13 protein-coding genes are annotated in these 14,709 nt (G+C 71.3%); 6 read left to right on the forward strand and 7 right to left on the reverse strand.

Annotated elements, in window-relative coordinates; genetic code table 11:
• Positions 1-189 precede the first annotated feature (189 nt).
• A complete protein-coding gene (locus D7X32_RS05730; RefSeq protein ID WP_120601488.1) occupies positions 190-1,080 on the forward strand; it encodes a patatin-like phospholipase family protein in 891 nt (296 codons plus the stop codon).
• Positions 1,081-1,096: 16 nt separating this feature from the next.
• Here the strand turns inward: D7X32_RS05730 and D7X32_RS05735 are convergent, their stop codons facing one another.
• On the reverse strand, positions 1,097-1,891 hold the full coding sequence (locus D7X32_RS05735; RefSeq protein ID WP_120601489.1) for an NRDE family protein: 795 nt from the start codon (positions 1,889-1,891) through the stop codon (positions 1,097-1,099).
• Positions 1,892-2,000: 109 nt separating this feature from the next.
• Here D7X32_RS05735 and metG point away from each other — a divergent pair, with 109 nt between their 5' ends.
• The 3 genes from metG (at position 2,001) to D7X32_RS05750 (ending at position 5,950) form a co-directional block, all read left to right on the forward strand.
• Positions 2,001-4,136: a methionine--tRNA ligase gene (gene metG / locus D7X32_RS05740; protein ID WP_120601490.1), complete on the forward strand. Its 2,136-nt coding sequence runs from the start codon at positions 2,001-2,003 to the stop codon at positions 4,134-4,136.
• Positions 4,137-4,202: 66 nt separating this feature from the next.
• Positions 4,203-5,177 carry a HEAT repeat domain-containing protein gene (locus tag D7X32_RS05745; protein WP_120601491.1) on the forward strand — a complete coding sequence of 325 codons (975 nt, stop codon included), beginning with the start codon at positions 4,203-4,205 and terminating at the stop codon, positions 5,175-5,177.
• Entirely contained in the window at positions 5,174-5,950 is a 777-nt protein-coding gene (locus tag D7X32_RS05750; RefSeq protein ID WP_120601492.1) for a TatD family hydrolase, read from the forward strand. Before D7X32_RS05745 ends, D7X32_RS05750 begins: the two co-directional genes overlap by 4 nt.
• On the opposite strand, the gene D7X32_RS05755 is transcribed toward D7X32_RS05750, so the two are convergent.
• The 5 genes from D7X32_RS05755 to D7X32_RS05775 form a co-directional block, all read right to left on the reverse strand.
• Complete coding sequence (locus tag D7X32_RS05755) at positions 5,937-7,904, reverse strand: HD domain-containing phosphohydrolase (protein ID WP_120601493.1); 1,968 nt, start codon at positions 7,902-7,904, stop codon at positions 5,937-5,939. The two genes, D7X32_RS05750 and D7X32_RS05755, sit on opposite strands and share 14 nt — an antisense overlap.
• Positions 7,905-7,909: 5 nt before the next feature.
• Complete coding sequence (locus tag D7X32_RS05760) at positions 7,910-9,457, reverse strand: HD domain-containing protein (RefSeq protein WP_120601494.1); 1,548 nt, start codon at positions 9,455-9,457, stop codon at positions 7,910-7,912.
• A gap of 65 nt (positions 9,458-9,522) precedes the next feature.
• Positions 9,523-10,662, reverse strand: coding sequence for a class I SAM-dependent rRNA methyltransferase (locus D7X32_RS05765; protein WP_120601534.1), 1,140 nt, complete (start codon positions 10,660-10,662; stop codon positions 9,523-9,525).
• A 127-nt stretch (positions 10,663-10,789) separates the two neighbouring features.
• Positions 10,790-11,164 carry a hypothetical protein gene (locus tag D7X32_RS05770; protein ID WP_120601495.1) on the reverse strand — a complete coding sequence of 125 codons (375 nt, stop codon included), beginning with the start codon at positions 11,162-11,164 and terminating at the stop codon, positions 10,790-10,792.
• A 47-nt stretch (positions 11,165-11,211) separates the two neighbouring features.
• Positions 11,212-12,807 (reverse strand): NAD(P)/FAD-dependent oxidoreductase, encoded by a 1,596-nt coding sequence (locus D7X32_RS05775; protein ID WP_120601496.1) that lies wholly within the window; start codon positions 12,805-12,807, stop codon positions 11,212-11,214.
• Between the two features lie 329 nt (positions 12,808-13,136).
• Here D7X32_RS05775 and D7X32_RS05780 point away from each other — a divergent pair, with 329 nt between their 5' ends.
• Together D7X32_RS05780 and D7X32_RS05785 are read left to right on the forward strand one after the other, a co-directional pair.
• Positions 13,137-13,349 (forward strand): hypothetical protein, encoded by a 213-nt coding sequence (locus D7X32_RS05780; RefSeq protein ID WP_171449886.1) that lies wholly within the window; start codon positions 13,137-13,139, stop codon positions 13,347-13,349.
• 186 nt (positions 13,350-13,535) lie between these two features.
• On the forward strand, positions 13,536-13,943 hold the full coding sequence (locus D7X32_RS05785; RefSeq protein ID WP_120601498.1) for a YciI family protein: 408 nt from the start codon (positions 13,536-13,538) through the stop codon (positions 13,941-13,943).
• A gap of 53 nt (positions 13,944-13,996) precedes the next feature.
• On the opposite strand, the gene D7X32_RS05790 is transcribed toward D7X32_RS05785, so the two are convergent.
• On the reverse strand, positions 13,997-14,641 hold the full coding sequence (locus D7X32_RS05790) for a diacylglycerol kinase (RefSeq protein ID WP_120601499.1): 645 nt from the start codon (positions 14,639-14,641) through the stop codon (positions 13,997-13,999).
• Between the last annotated feature and the right edge of the window lie 68 nt (positions 14,642-14,709).

A 14,709-nucleotide genomic window follows, 5' to 3' on the forward strand; every position in this document is an offset into this window, starting at 1 on the left:
CGCACAGGTCCGGCGTGAGTCCACGCCGGGCCTCGTGAAGGTCACCTTCCGCCTCCGGGGCTCCTGTCCCGGGGGCGGTTGTGTTTCGTGGGCCCGCCTCGGGAGGTGGGCGGCCGGGTGGGCATGCGGCTCGGAGTCCACCGTGCGGGAACGGGGTAGGGTGCCCCGACTTCCCTCACAGGAGGATGCATGGGGTCGCGGCTGGGCCGGGTGTTGCTGGCGGTGGTGGTGGCGTTGGGGAGTGCGTCGTGCCACCGGGGCACGCGGGCTTCACGCACCTGCGTGGTGCTGTCGGTGGGCGGCACCAAGGGGCTCGCGCACGTGGGCGCGATGGACGCGCTGATGGCCCGGGGCGTGCCCATCGATTGCGTGGTGGGCAACAGCATGGGCGCGGTGGTGGGCGGCCTCTACGCGTCCGCGCCGGGGGACAACCTGCGCCAGCGCTACCGGGCCTTCTTCGCGGCCTATGAAGACGAGACGCGCAAGACGACCGCGGCGCGCGGCGCGGTGGGCGCGGCCGTGGGGCTGCTCGCGGTGCTGATGTCGGGCGGCGCGCTGGGACCGGCCGTGGCGGCGGGAGCGCTGGGCGCGGCGGGTGGCGCGGCGTCCGTGCCCCGCTTGAGCCACGAGCGCTTCACCCACGTGCTGGAGCGCTTCTACGCGGGAGCACGCGTGGAGGACCTGCCCGTGCCCTTCGCCACCTTCCACCAGGCGCCCTGGAACGGAGGCATCCGCCTGGTCACCGTGACGCGCGGTCCACTGTCGGAGGCTGTCGCCGCGAGCGCCGCCAACCCGCTCCTGTTCGAGGACGCCTCGCTGGAGCGCATCGACCCGGGCGCGGACCGCGTTTCCGCGACGCCCGTCCATGACGCGTGTCAGCTGTTCCCGGGCGCGCGGCTCATCGCCATCAACGTCACCGGCGAGCCGGCCTTCTACCGCTCCGACCTGGGCTGCGACGTGCGGGAGGTCCGCGTGGACGTGGCCATGCCCCCGGCGGAGGCCTTCACCGGCCGGGGCCGCGCCTTCGAGGCCACCTACGACGCGGGCCACGACGCGGTGATGCGGGCCCGGCTGGACTGAAAAGCGACAGGGCCGCTCAGGGCGCCGTGAGCAGGCCCGTCACGTCCCGCCAGCCACCCTGGCAGGGGGCGATGTCCGTGGCCAGGTAGTGCCCCACCTGGCCGGGCCCGAGCGCGACGATGGCGGACGAGCGCGTGCCGTAGCCTTCCGTGTGGATGCACAGCGCCTGGAGCTGCTGGAGGAAGTCCGCGGGCAGGCTGTCCTCCGCGAGCGGCCCCGTCGCGGCCTCCCGGGGTGGCAGGGCATGGTCGGCCAGGGCCGCCTGGAGCCCCGTCACCAGCTCCGGCCACGGACGCTTCGCCACGGCCTCGGCCAGGGCGTGCGCGCGCCGCACCTTGGGCAGCGCCAGGTTGTCCAGGCTGTCGTTGGGGAGCACGTGCACTCCGTCCGGGACGTCCTCGTGCAGCAGGTGGGCATGGCCCGGGCGCGCGTAGGCCACCCGCACGGTGCGCGCGTCCCCGTAGAGCAGGTTGAAGGGGAGGAACTCCGGGGCGGGCAGGGTGCCGAGGTAGCGCTCGATGGCCTCCACCGACCCCGCCTGAAGGGCCCGGAGCACCACCTCGCCCCGGGACCGGGGGGCCAGGCCCAGGCTCCGGGCGCCGCGCTGGTTCGTCAGGGCGACGACGACTCCCTCGTGGGTGACCCCCATCCACGTTCCGCCCCGCTCCACGTCCTGGCCGCCCACCACGCGTGGGGGCTCGGAGAGGACCTTCGGCCCGTGGGCCGGACGCGCGTAGAGCTCATCCCGGTTGGCGGCGAGGACCAGCGGCCACTCGGGATGGACGTTACGGAGGATGAGGACGGTGCACATGGCGTCCGGTCGATAACATCCACCTTCGTTCCATGCACCCTCGGGCCTGCATGTTGGCGATGACCTCGTATCCCCGAGCGGCTATGGTCCGCCGCCCTCAGGAGAGTCCATGGCGGAGAGAACCCTCGTCACCAGTGCCCTGCCGTACGCGAACGGCGCCATCCACCTCGGCCACGCTGTCGAGTACATCCAGACGGACATCTACGTCCGTTTCCTGCGCTCGTGCGGCCAGGACGTCGTCTATTTCTGCGCGGATGACACCCACGGCACGCCCATTGAAATCAACGCCGCGAAGCAGGGCATCCCGCCGGAGCAGTTCGTCGCGCGCTTCCACGACGAACACCAGCGCGACTTCCGCGACTTCGACATCCGCTTCGACTCCTTCCACTCCACCAACTCGCCGGAGAACCGCCACTACGCGGAGCTCATCTACGGGCGCTTGAAGGACGCGGGCGACATCGACCGCCGCGACATCGAGCAGACCTACTGCGAGAAGGACAAGCGCTTTCTGCCGGACCGCTTCATCCGGGGCACCTGTCCCAACTGCAAGTCGGTGGATCAGTACGGCGACGCCTGTGAGAAGTGCGGCAAGACGTACAACCCCACGGACCTCATCGACCCGAAGTGCGCGCTGTGTGGCACGCCGCCGGTGCGCCGCAACTCCGTGCACCTGTTCTTCAAGCTGTCGCGCCACGCGGACTTCCTGCAGGAGGTGCTCAAGCGCCCCGGCTTCATCCACCCGGGCCTCGCCACCCAGCTCCAGGGCTTCTTCGAGAAGGGCCTGGCGGACTGGGACATCAGCCGCGACGGGCCGTACTTCGGCTTCGCCATCCCGGGTGAGACGGACAAGTTCTTCTACGTCTGGTTGGACGCGCCCATCGGCTACATCGCCACGACGGAGAAGTGGGCGAAGGAGTCGGGCCGGTTCCCGGACGCGCTCGCGTACTGGGGCAAGGACGCGCCCACGCGCATCGTCCACTTCATCGGCAAGGACATCGTCTACTTCCACGCGCTGTTCTGGCCCGCGGTGCTGAAGGTCGCGGGGCTGCACATCCCCAATGAGATCAAGGTGCACGGGCACCTGACGGTGAACGGGGAGAAGATGTCCAAGAGCCGCGGCACCATGGTGGCCGCGCGCGACTACCTGGACCTTCTGGACCCCAGCTACCTGCGCTACTTCTACGCGGCCAACCTGGGCGCGGGCGTGGAGGACCTGGACCTCAGCCTCAAGGACTTCCGCCTGCGGGTGAACGGCGAGCTCGTCAACAACGTGGGCAACCTGGCCAACCGCGCGCTGTCGCTCTTGGCCGGGCCGCTGGAGAAGAAGCTCGCGCCGGGCCGCGCGGAAGGGGCGGGGCGCAAGCTGGTGGAGGACGCGCTGGCGCGGGTGCCGGAGGTGCGCGAGGCGTTCGAGAAGCTGGAGTACCGCAACGCCATCAAGGTCATCACGGAGATCGCCTCCACCGCGAACGCGTTCCTGCAGACGCAGGCGCCGTGGGCGCTGGTGAAGAAGGACGCGGAGGCGGCGCGGGCGGACCTGTCGGACGCGGCGGACGTGGCGTACCTGGTGGGCGCGCTCCTGGCGCCGGTGACGCCGCGCGTGTCGGAGAAGCTGTTCGCGCAGCTGGGGGCGGAGCCGCTGACGTTCCAGGCGCTCACGACCGCGAAGTACCCCCTGTTGGACCGCACCCGTCCGCTGGGCACGCCGGAGCCGCTCTTGCCCCGGCTGGAAGAAGAGCGCGTCAACGCCATCATCAAGGTCCCCGCGGGGACGCCTGCCGCCGAGCCCGCCAAGGCCGGAGGCAAGGACAAGAAGACGGAGAAGAAGCCCGTGGAAGCGAAGAGTCCGGAAGGCGCGCCCGCGGTGCCCACGACGCAGGCGTCCCCTGGCGCCGGAGCGGCGGAAGGCGCGCCCGCGGCCGACATCGAGTACGCGGACTTCGCCAAGGTGGTGCTGAAGGCGGGGCGCATCGTGGCCGCGGAGAAGGTGAAGGGCGCGGACAAGCTGCTCAAGCTGGACGTGGACCTGGGTGAGGGCACGCCGCGCACCATCGTGTCCGGCATCGCGGAGGCGTACGCGCCGGAGGCGGTGGCGGGCCGGCGCGTGGTGGTGGTGGCGAACCTCAAGCCGCGCAAGCTCAAGGGCATCGAGTCGCGCGGCATGCTGTTGACGGCGGGTTCGGGCGGCAAGGACCTGTCGCTGCTGGACCCGGGCGACGTGCCGCCCGGCGCGGACGTGAAGTAGCGCAGCAGTAGCTTCAAGGACACGCCGGGTGGCACTCAAGCCACCCGGCGAGCGAGGTGACGAGACGTGGCGGACTGGCGTGCCGAGCGGGACCGCGCCCTGTTGACCCTGGAGCGTGAGAAGCGTCCGGCGAGCCGGGCAGAGGCGGCGGACCTGTTGTTCCACCTGGCGTCCGAGGAGCCCGCGCACGCCGCGGAGTTCACGGACGTGCTCGTGAGGCTGCTCGCGGATGCGCAGCCGGAGGTGCGCCGTTCGGGCGTGAGCCTCGCGTCCGTCATCCTTGCGCCGGAGCAGCTGCCGGACATGCTCCTGCCCCGGTTGCGCGACGACGACACCCGCGTGCGCCTGGAGGCCACCGGACGGCTCGCGGACCTCGCGCTGCCGCACGCGCGCGGCGCCCTGGCGGGGATGCTGGAGGACCCGACGCCCGAGGTGCGCTTCGAGGCCGCGCGAGGCATCGCCGCCCTCAAGCACCCGGCGGGCCTGGACGTGCTCGTGGCCGCGCTGGACGTGGACACGCTGCGCTTCCGGGCGCTGGGCGCGCTGGCGGAGCTGGAGGACGTGCGGGCGCTGCCGGCGGTGAAGCGCCTCTTCGGCAAGTGGCTGCTGCCCGCGTTCGACAAGACGCAGGCCGCGGGCGTGCTGCTGAAGCTGGGCGACCCGGAGGGCGCGGACTGGCTGATGCAGCGCACGCGCAAGAAGTGGAGCGGGGACCGGGCGCTCGCGGTGGAGCTGTGCGGCGAGCTCAAGGTCCCGGGCGCGCTGGAGCGGCTGAAGGACATCCTCGCGGACGCGAAGGACCCGTGCCGGGGCGCCGCCGCGCGCGGGCTGGGCCGGCTGGGAGATGCCCAGGCACTGCCCTGGCTGCTCGCCGTGCTGGAGGACCGGAGCGCGCCGGAGGACGACCGGCTGGACGCGGCGGACGGCGTGTGGCGCCTGGGCGTGGCGGAGGGGCTGGAGCGCGTGCGCGCCGCCGTGCCCACCTTCGCCTCGGAAGAGGCACGGACGGAGCTGGAAGAGCTGTTTCGGGAGAACCCATGAAACTGGTTGATGCGCACTGCCACCTGGAGCCGAAGGACTACGCGGACGTGGCGCCGGTGCTGGAGCGCGCCCGCGCCGCGGGGCTGGTGCACGCGGTGCTGGTGGGGCAGTTCCACGGCCCCGGTGACTGGGGCCACGCGCTGGAGGTCGCCGCGCGCCACCCGGACTTCCTGTCGCCCACGCTGGGCATCCACCCGCACGAGGCGGCCCGCGCCACCGAGGCGGACTTCGAGATGCTGGAGCGCACCTGCGCCCGCCCGGAGCTGCGCGCCGTGGGCGAGGCCGGGCTGGACTACTACTACGACCACTCACCGCGCGAGGTGCAGGCCACCGTCTTCCGGCGCCAGTGCGCGCTCGCGAAGCGCCTGTCCAAGCCGCTGGTGGTGCACGTGCGCGACGCGCATGACGACTGCGAGGACGCCCTGGCGGCGGAGGACGTCACCAGCGGCGTCATCCACTGCTTCACCGGCGACACGGCCGCGGCCCGCAAGTACCTGGACCGGGGCTTCTACCTGTCGCTGTCCGGCGTCATCACCTACAAGAAGACGGAGGCCCTCCAGGACGCGGTGCGCTTCGCGCCGCTGGAGCGCCTGATGGTGGAGACGGACAGCCCCTTCCTCGCGCCGGTGCCCCACCGCGGCCGCAAGAACGAGCCCGCGCACGTGCTGGAGACGGCGAAGAAGATGGCGGAGCTGAAGGGCGTCTCGCTGGAAGAGGTGGCCCGCGTCACCACGGCGAACGCGGCCCGCCTCTTCAACCTCACGCTGGGCTGAGCGCGTTGGCCAGGGCCTCCAGGTCCTGGTCCAACTGCGGCATGTCCAGCAGCAGCGCGTCCGGGTCGTAGACGAAGTCCGCCTGCTTCAGCTTCAGCAGGGCCTGCAGCGCGGGCTCACCCGCGTGGCCGCCGAACGCCGCGTGCACCACGCGGCCGCGCTCCAGGTGCAGCGAGCCCTCCAGCGTGTGGCTCCGCAGCTGGAGCTTCCCGCTCTTCTTGCCGCCGCCCAGCGTGCGCAGGAGCTCCTTCGGGGGCAGCTCGTCGAAGCTGCCGCGCACCACCCGGCCCGGACCGTTGTGCTGCACGCGGTCCTGGAAGAGGGACAGCACCGTGCGGGCCACCTCCGCCTTGTCGCCCGGGGGCAGCACGGCCGTCGCGCCCGCCATGAGCAGCCGCTCGCGCGCCTGGGCATCCGGTTCGCCCACCACGGCGATGGGCAGGCCCGCGCTCTCCGGCATGGAGCGCACGGCCTCCAGCAGGTCCATGACCTCCTGTTGGCCCAGGCGCAGGCTCACCACCAGCACGTCGCAGTCCTGCCGCGCCAGGCCGTCCAGCGCGCCGTCCAGCGTGGACAGCGCGTGCGCCACCAGCTCCTGCTTGAGCACCGCCTCCAGCAGCTCGCCGCGCGTGGCTTCGTCCGGCTCCGCGATGAGCACCTGCCGGCCTTCGCTGGCCAGCCGGTGCGCCAGCAGCGCGCCGCTCTGGAGCTGGCCGACGATGTCCGCCACCACCGGGTCGTAGAGCGTGCCCGCGTTCTTCTTGAGGTGCTCCAGCGCCTGCGTCTTGGTGAAGACGCGGCCGTGCGCGTTGCCCGGGTTCTTGGTCAGCTCCAGGAAGCTGTCCACCGCCGCCAGGATGCGCGCGCCCAGGGTGATGTCCTCGCCCTTGGCGCCCTGGGGCGTGCCGGAGCCGTCCCAGGCCTCGTACAGCTGCGCGAGGATGGTGTTCACCTGCGCGGGCAGGTGCACCGTTTCGAAGAGCTTCGTGGGCGCGCGGCAGCACGCCTTCGCCTGGGCCTTCCACTCCGCGTTGGCCGCGTTGCTCGCCAGCGAGAAGTGCCGCTCCGCGGGCTTGCCCAGGTCGTGCAGGTACGCGGCGATGGACAGCGCCGCCAGCTCCTTGTGGGGCATGCCCATGCGCTGGCCGACGATGCCCGCCTGACGCGCCAGCTGCGCGGAGTGTCCCCGGTGCCGGGGCCGGTCCTGCTCCAGGAGCCCCACCATCAGGCTCAGCGTCTCCACGTAGTCCGTGTCGCTGATGAGCCCGCGCGGGCCGCCCGGCTCGCGCCGCTGCGTGGAGATGCGCGCCACGTTGGTGCCGCTGCCGGAGCGCTGCAGCCGCATCCGCGCGTCCGTCTCCAGGCGCATGCTCAGGCTGGTGGCGCTCCGCCCGGCGGAAGAGCCGCTGCGTCCGGGCTCCGCGCCCACGTGCGTATTGGACGGCGTGTCCGGACGGCGGGGGCCGTTGGACGCGCTGGGGCCCTCCAGCAGCGTGGTGAACGCCGTGGGGTCGCCATAGTAGTGCTTGCGGATGGCCGCGGAGATGGCGCTGCGCAGGCCGATGTACGCGTAGACCTCCGACATGCCGGTGACGAGGGCGATCTCGTCGAGCAGCGACTTGTTCTGCGGCTCGGCGGCCACCACCGAGAGCAGCTTGCGCTCCGGATCCACGGCCAGCGGGAGCACGTTCTGCGCTTCCGCCAGCCGCACCGGCAGCTTGTCCAAGACCTTCGTGTCGATGCGGGCCTTGGCCAGCTTGTCCGCGGTGACGAAGCGGGTCTGGAACTCGTTGGCCAGGAGCCGCAGCAGCGCGGCCTCCTGGAGCAGGCCCAGCTCCACCAGGCAGTCCCCCAGCTTGTGGCCGGTGATCTTCTGGTGCTCCAGACCCTGCTCCACGGCCCCGGGGGTCACGAGGCCGGCCTCAATCAACCGCTCTCCCAGCCGCTTCGCCATGGACTTCAGCCCTCCGAGGAGCCACCACCCTCACCACCGGACTTCGCAGGCGACGACGGCGCCAGCGCGCTGAACGGCTTGAAGGTCAGCTCGCCGGGCAGGCTCTTGGGATCGCGCGGCGGACGGTCCTCACGAGGCGGACGCGCGGGGCGCTCCTCACGGGGGCCGCGATCCTCGCGGGGCGGACGATCCTCGCGGGGCGGACGATCGGCGCGGGGCTCGCGCGGAGGCCGCGGCGGACGCTCCGGACGGGCCTCCTGGGCCGCGGGGGCGGTGGTGCCTTCACCGGCCTGGGCGGGCGGGGCCTTGTCGGCGCGCGCCTTGCGCTTCTCCTCGCGGTGCTTGCGGCGGCCACCCTCCACCGGAGCCCGGCCGCGTCCGGTGGGCACGAAGCCCTTCCAGAGCGAGCGGTCGTACGCGCGCAGGTGATCCGTCCAGCGCTCGTTCGGGTCGCGCTGCATGGCCTCCACCCACGAGGAGATGCGCGCGTCGAGCGAGCTGAGCGTGTCGACGATCTGCGCCTCCAGCGTCACCGGCACCTTCGCGCCGGGGGCGCCGGACGGCCCCTGCTGGGAGATCGCCAGGTGCGTCAGGTGCTGCTCCAGGAGCGGCGGGAAGCCCGGGATGCCCAGGGTCTTCTCGCGGATCTTCTGCGCGGCCAGCACCGCGTGGCCCACCAGCCGGCCCTCGTCGGAGGTGTCGAAGCCCTTGTCGGACGCCCCGTCGCCGCCCTTCATCACGTCGTGCAGGAACGCGCCGGCCAGCAGCAGGTCGCGGTCCGCCATGGGGTAGTGGTCCGACACGCGCAGCGTCAGGCGCATCACCGACAGGACGTGCTCGGCCAGTCCACCGCGCCACGCGTGGTGCACGCCCTTCGCCGCGGGCGCCACCGGCAACGCCGTGGACACCTGCGCGTCGTCCAGGAGCGCGAGCAGCAGCTGCTTCACGAACGGGTCGTTGACGCGCTCGCTGATGAGCTCGCGGATCTGCCCCACCGCGCGCGGTCCACCGCCGCCCTCGTGGCGGTCGGCCTTGCCCTCGGAGGCCTTGGCCTCGCCGGACTTCGCGTCACCGGACCTGGCCTCGCCAGACTTCGCTTCGCCCGACTTCGCCTCGGCAGCGGGCTTCGCTTCGCCGGACTTGGACTCGGGGGCCTTCGCCTCGGCGGGCGGGGCGGGGGGCGGCTCGAACTCCTTGGGGTCGAGCGGTTCCGGATCCAGCCGCTCCACGGCCTCCACGACGACCTGGGTGCGGCCGTGGAAGACGATGACGCTGCCCTGCACGAGGACGAAGTCACCGCTCTGGAAGACGGGTTCGAGCGCGTCCACCTTGTCGAACACGCGGGCGTCCACCGTGCCGCTCTTGTCGGCCAGGGACAGCGACAGGAACACCTTGCCGCTGCGCGCGTTCACCTTCTCCTTCTTGGTGACGCGGAAGACGGTGTTGACGCGATCCTTCTCGCGCAGGTCCGCCGCGTACACCTTGCGGACGGTCTCGACGGAAGCCTCCGGGGTGGAAGTGGTCGCGGCCTGGGACTCGTTTTCGGTTGTCATCGCGGCGCGGACACTAACACCGAGGAGGCCCGTCGAGGGCGAAACAACACAGGCCTCCCCGCCCTTCAGCTCACCTCGAGCGCCACCGCCTCCAGGTACTCGGCCCCCGGGGAGCCGACCGGCGCCGGGTAGTCCGGCGGCAGCCCCATCCGTACCAGTCGGAATGCGATGCGCGCCTCCTGCTCGCAGGCCGTGGCCACGCACTCCGTGAACGAGCCCAGCCCCAGCGGTGGGTGATAACCGACCACCAGCAGCCGTCCTCCATGGCGGGTGCGCCTCAGGCCCAGCCGCACCTGATCGATGAAGTCCTCCTCGGACGCCACCCCCAGCGTGTCCAGCAGCACCAGGTCGAAGGTCTCCTTGAGGGCCCGGAGCACGGCCAGCGGCTCGCCTTGTTCCACCGTCACCCGGCCGAGCAGCCCGTTGGCCTCCGCGTTCTCACGCGCCAGGTCCGCCGCGTCCGCGTTGCCGTCGAAGGCGAGGATCTGCTTCGCCCCATGGCGCCCCGCGTGGACGAAGAGGCCGCCCACGTTGCACGCCACGTCCAGCACCCGGTCCCCGTTGCCGGTGCGGCCCAGGAAGCGTCGCAGCTCGCGGTGGTCGTACCCGTAGCCCGTGCCCCGGCCGTAGGTGAGATCCACGGTGAAGCGCGCGCCCAGCTCCAGGATGCGGCACCAGCGCGGCGGCGTGCCGTACATCACGTGCGGTCGCTGCGCGGGCAGGCCCAGCGTCTTGCGCCGGAGGGTGTCGTTGCGCAGGAGCACGGAGGCCGCTCCCGTCACCTCTCCCAGCGTGCGGGTGATCTCCTCCTGCCTCGCGTCCATGGAGCGGGTGAGCGTCTGGACGACGAAGTGCTGATCATACCGGTCCACGATGAGGCCCGGCAGCCCGTCCCCGTCGTCGTTGATGATGCGGCAGAAGCGCGGGTCGTCCACCAGCCGGCCGCGCCGCTCGAAGGCATGGCGCACGTGGCGGGGGATGAGCCCCTCCACGGACTCGTCTGGCAGGCCCAGGCGGCGCACGGCGTAGGAGGCCTGGAGGTCCACGTCCCCCAGGCCCAGGAGCTGCCCGTCCTCGTCCTTGAGTTGCATGGGCGTGCCGGGCTGAGGCTCGCCCTCCATGGAGACGATGTCCTCGCGGCGCAGCCAGGGGGCGCCATGGCGGAGCTTCCGGGCGGCTTCTCGGGACAGGTAGGTGCTGAGCAAGGTGCGGTCCTCCTCCAGCGCGATGGAGGGCACCCCGCAGGGTGCCTTCCACCAAACATGGGCCGTGTGGGGCCTGCTGGCGGCGAGGGCCGTGCAGCTGCCCTGGAGGGCAGGGGAGTAGGCGGCGCTAGAGGACGGGCGGTGGCCGCTTGTACGCCTTGAAGGTCACCCGCGTGAGCAATCCGCTGACCACCAGGGCCAGCGCGATGCCCATCATGCGGATGTTCCAGTTCGAGCCCGTGAAGAGCAGCACGAGCGCGAGCACGCCCATCGCCACCGCGCCCACCACCGTGAGCGTCTGGGCGCGTTTGGCCTTGTCCTGGGCCTGGGGCTTCTTCGCTTGGGCGAGCACGGGCAGCGAGGACGCCTTGCGCCACTTCTCCGCGCCGTCCTCGCGCACCTCGTCGTCCGGATCCACCAGGCCCTGCACGTAGGCTCGCTCGATGTCGCCCAGCGAGGGGAACATCAGCTCACCATCCGAGGTGCGCACGCGGTACGCCATGGGTCATCCTCCCTCCCGGCCCACCCTGCCCGGAAGGGAAGGGCACCTCAAGCCAGCTCGGTGGCAATCTGCTCAGCGGCGCGCAGTCCATCAATGGCGGAGGACACGATCCCGCCCGCGTAGCCGCAGCCCTCGCCGACCGGGTACAGGCCGCGCATGGACACGGATTGCAGGTCGTCACCCCGGGTGATGCGCACCGGCGAGGAGGTCCGGCTCTCGATGCCGATGAGCTTCCCCTCTTCGCTGATGAAGCCCCGCATCTTCCGGTCGAACGTGCGCAGCGCCGCCTTGATGGACTGCGTCAGCCGCTCCGGGAAGAGCTGGTTCAGGTCCGTGTGCGCCAGGCCCGGGCGGTAGCTGGTGTCGCCCGGGTCCTTCTTCACGCGGCCGGCCAGGTAGTCCGGGATGGTCTGCGCGGGCGCGAAGAAGCGGCCTCCGCCCAGCTTGTAGGCCTCACCCTCCCAGTGCCGCTGGAACTCCAGGCCCGCCAGCGGTCCGTGGAAGCCCTCGCGCGCGAAGTCCGCGACGGACACCGACACGACGATGCCCGCGTTGGCGAACTTCGCGTTGCGCCGCGAATTGCTCATGCCGTTGGTGCACTGCAGCCCCTCTTCCGTGGGCGTGGGCACCACGATGCCGCCGGGGCACATGCAGAACGAATAGACGCCGCGCACCTCGCCGTCCACGTCCAGGTTCTCCGCCAGCTTGTAGTCCGCGGGCGGCAGCTTCGAATGCTTCGCGGCGGCGCCGTACTGGATGCCGTTGATGAGCGCCTGCGGGTGCTCCGCGCGGAAGCCCAGCGCGAAGGGCTTGGCCTCCACGCTCACGCGGCCGTCGGCGGCGAAGCGCTCGTACAGCTCGCGCGCGGAGTTGCCCGGCGCCAGGATGACGCGGTCGCTCTCCAGGGTGCGCCCGTCCGCCATCTTCACGCCCGCGATGTGGCCGTCGCGGTAGAGCAGGTCGTCCACGCGCTGCTCGAAGTGCACCTGGCAGCCGCCCGCGATGAGCTCCTCGCGCAGCTTCGCCACCGCGCCGGGCAGCAGGTCGGAGCCGATGTGCGGCTTGCCCTCGATGAGGATGTGATCCGGCGCGCCATACTTCGCGAAGGCCTCGATGACCTTGCGCACCATGGGGTGGTTGATGCGCGTGGACAGCTTGCCGTCCGTGTACGCGCCCGCGCCGCCCTCGCCGAAGTTCATGTTGCTCTCGCGGTCGAGCGACCCGTCGCGCATGAGCTTCGCCACGTCCTTGCGGCGCGTGACGACCTCCTTGCCACGCTCCAGCAGGATGCTGCGCACGCCGCGCTCCAAGAGGCCCAGCGCGCAGAACAACCCGGCGGGTCCGGTGCCGATGATGAGCGGCAGCTTCTCCGGCTCCTTCACGCGGGGCAGCGCTTCCGGAGGGGGTGGGGCCTCGCTCACGTCCGGGGGCAGCCGGGGTGCCTTGCGGCCCGGGGCCAGCTCCACCTCGAGCGTGTAGATGTAACGCGGGCTGCCCTTCTTGCGCGCGTCAAGCACCGAGCGCACCACCCGCACGGAGGCGAGGTCGCTCCGGGTGACCCCCAGCTTCTCCGCGGCGCGCTGGCCGAGCAGCTCCTCCGGCTCGTCCAGCCACAGCCCGATGTTGTTCACCCGGTACGCCATTGTGTTCTGACTCCTCGATGGGGGCGCGTATGTGCTCCACCCCCCGGAGGGAATGCAAGCACTTGAAAAGACGAGACGGCCTTTGGAGGGGGGCGGGGTGGGTGCGTACCCGCTGATGCACCCGGCGCCACGTTCCAGGCGGGTGGGACGTCCGGGTGCGTAACCCCCTTCGCACCATCCACGTTCCGTGCCGTCCAGTTCCGGGCTTCAACCCCTGAGGACTGCTGGAGAATCCGTTTGGAAGAGAACGACTGGCACGGAGGTTGAAGACCGGACTCCCACGTAGACGCGGCGCCGGACCTGTGGCGCCGATTCCGGAGGCAATTCCCGTGAGCACCGACCAAAAGGGCACCCGCATTCTCGCGCGCACGTTCTTCAACCAGCTGCGCGCAAGCGGTTACACGCCGCACCAGGTCATTGGCATCGCCACGGAGCTCCTGGAGCTGGTGACGACCGACCTGAAGGAAGGCGACAAGGCCGTGGCCGCCACCCAGACGACGCCGGCCTCCGACGCCGGGGCGGGCTTTCAGCCGCGCGTCTAGCCCTTTAGAATCCCCTTCACAGACCCTCGGCGGGTGAGCGGGCTCCGGACGGGTTCCGGGCGCCCCACCCGCGAGGCGGCGGGAGCCTCGTCGAGCAGAATTCGTAGAACGCTGTCGATCTCCAAAAACCTCGTTCGTTGTCCCGGTGAGACGCCCATGGGGCCGGCTCAAACCAGGAGACAGACGATGCGGGTGATGGTTTTCGCGATTGCCACCGAAAGCACCGAACAGGGCGAGCCTCCCACGATGGAGGCGTTCGAGGCGATGGAGCGGTTCACCGAGGAGCTGGTCAAGGCCGGCGTCCTGGTGGCCGGCGCCGGCCTCAAGCCCTCCGCCGAGTCCAAGCGGATCACCATCGAGGGTCCCAGCCGCACGGTCATCGACGGGCCGTTCACCGAGCCCCGCGAGCTGATCGCCGGCTTTTCGATCTGGAAGGTCAAGGACATGGACGAGGCCGTGGCCTGGGCGAAGCGCTCCCCCAACATCATGCCGGGTCCGAGCAAGCTCGAGCTCCGGCCGTTCTTCGAGGCCGAGGACATGGCCGACGCTCTGGAGCTCGACGCCGGGACGCGCGAGAAGCTCGGCGTCGCCTGAGCAGGCCCATCGCGGGCCTGACCCTCGCGACGCGCCCTGTCGCCCTCGGGCCTTCAGGGCTGGGGGTGGCGCCTGCGCTCGCGGGCCGCCGCGGCGGCGATGACGAGCAGCGCGGCGGTGAGCGCGGTGAAGACGAGGCTCGCGGACGTGGACGCCGTCAGCGCGAGCAGCCCCATGGCCAGTATGAACGCGAGCACGTCCACGGCGGCGGGCCTGGGCTGGGGCAGCACGAGCACCGTGGCGCAGGCGGCCAGCGGTACGCCCAGCGCGACCTGCCGGAAGATGGCGTCGGTGTTGGTGCGCACCGTCTCCCAGTAGTTGATCAGGATGGCGGCGAAGATGACCACCGTGCCGCCCGCGAGCACGAGCACGCCCGCGGCCGCCGCGTCCTTGGTGAGCCGGGCCTTCTCGTCGAACTGTTGCACGGCCAGGTCCACCAGCTGCTCCAGCGCGCTGTTGAGGATCTCCGCGAAGAAGATGAGCAGCACGCAGAAGATGAGCGTGACCTTCTCCGCGAGCCCCAGCGGGATGCCGCTGCCCACCAGCCCCACCAGGACGCCGGAGATGAGGTGGATGCGCATGTTGCGCTGCCAGGCCACGGTGTGGATGAGGCCCGCCCACGCATGTCCGAACGAGGCGAACAGTCCGTTGCTGCGGCGGGAGGGAAACTGGGGACGGGAGGGTGCAGGAACGGTCATCGGAAGGTGAAGGGGTGGGCAGGCTAGCACCCACGGGTCCGATTGAAGCGGGGGAGTGAACGGGTAAG

Origin of the sequence: Corallococcus carmarthensis (genome assembly GCF_003611695.1) — a bacterium.
In the GTDB taxonomy this organism is placed as follows: domain Bacteria; phylum Myxococcota; class Myxococcia; order Myxococcales; family Myxococcaceae; genus Corallococcus; species Corallococcus carmarthensis.

Coding starts and splice junctions, on each gene's coding strand:
- D7X32_RS05770 (WP_120601495.1), bottom strand. CDS start 11,164: ATGGCGTACCGCGTGCGCACCTCGGATGGTGAGCTGATGTTCCCCTCG.
- D7X32_RS05760 (WP_120601494.1), bottom strand. CDS start 9,457: ATGACAACCGAAAACGAGTCCCAGGCCGCGACCACTTCCACCCCGGAG.
- D7X32_RS05755 (WP_120601493.1), bottom strand. CDS start 7,904: ATGGCGAAGCGGCTGGGAGAGCGGTTGATTGAGGCCGGCCTCGTGACC.
- D7X32_RS05730 (WP_120601488.1), top strand. CDS start 190: ATGGGGTCGCGGCTGGGCCGGGTGTTGCTGGCGGTGGTGGTGGCGTTG.
- D7X32_RS05785 (WP_120601498.1), top strand. CDS start 13,536: ATGCGGGTGATGGTTTTCGCGATTGCCACCGAAAGCACCGAACAGGGC.
- D7X32_RS05775 (WP_120601496.1), bottom strand. CDS start 12,807: ATGGCGTACCGGGTGAACAACATCGGGCTGTGGCTGGACGAGCCGGAG.
- D7X32_RS05750 (WP_120601492.1), top strand. CDS start 5,174: ATGAAACTGGTTGATGCGCACTGCCACCTGGAGCCGAAGGACTACGCG.
- D7X32_RS05735 (WP_120601489.1), bottom strand. CDS start 1,891: ATGTGCACCGTCCTCATCCTCCGTAACGTCCATCCCGAGTGGCCGCTG.
- D7X32_RS05790 (WP_120601499.1), bottom strand. CDS start 14,641: ATGACCGTTCCTGCACCCTCCCGTCCCCAGTTTCCCTCCCGCCGCAGC.
- metG (WP_120601490.1), top strand. CDS start 2,001: ATGGCGGAGAGAACCCTCGTCACCAGTGCCCTGCCGTACGCGAACGGC.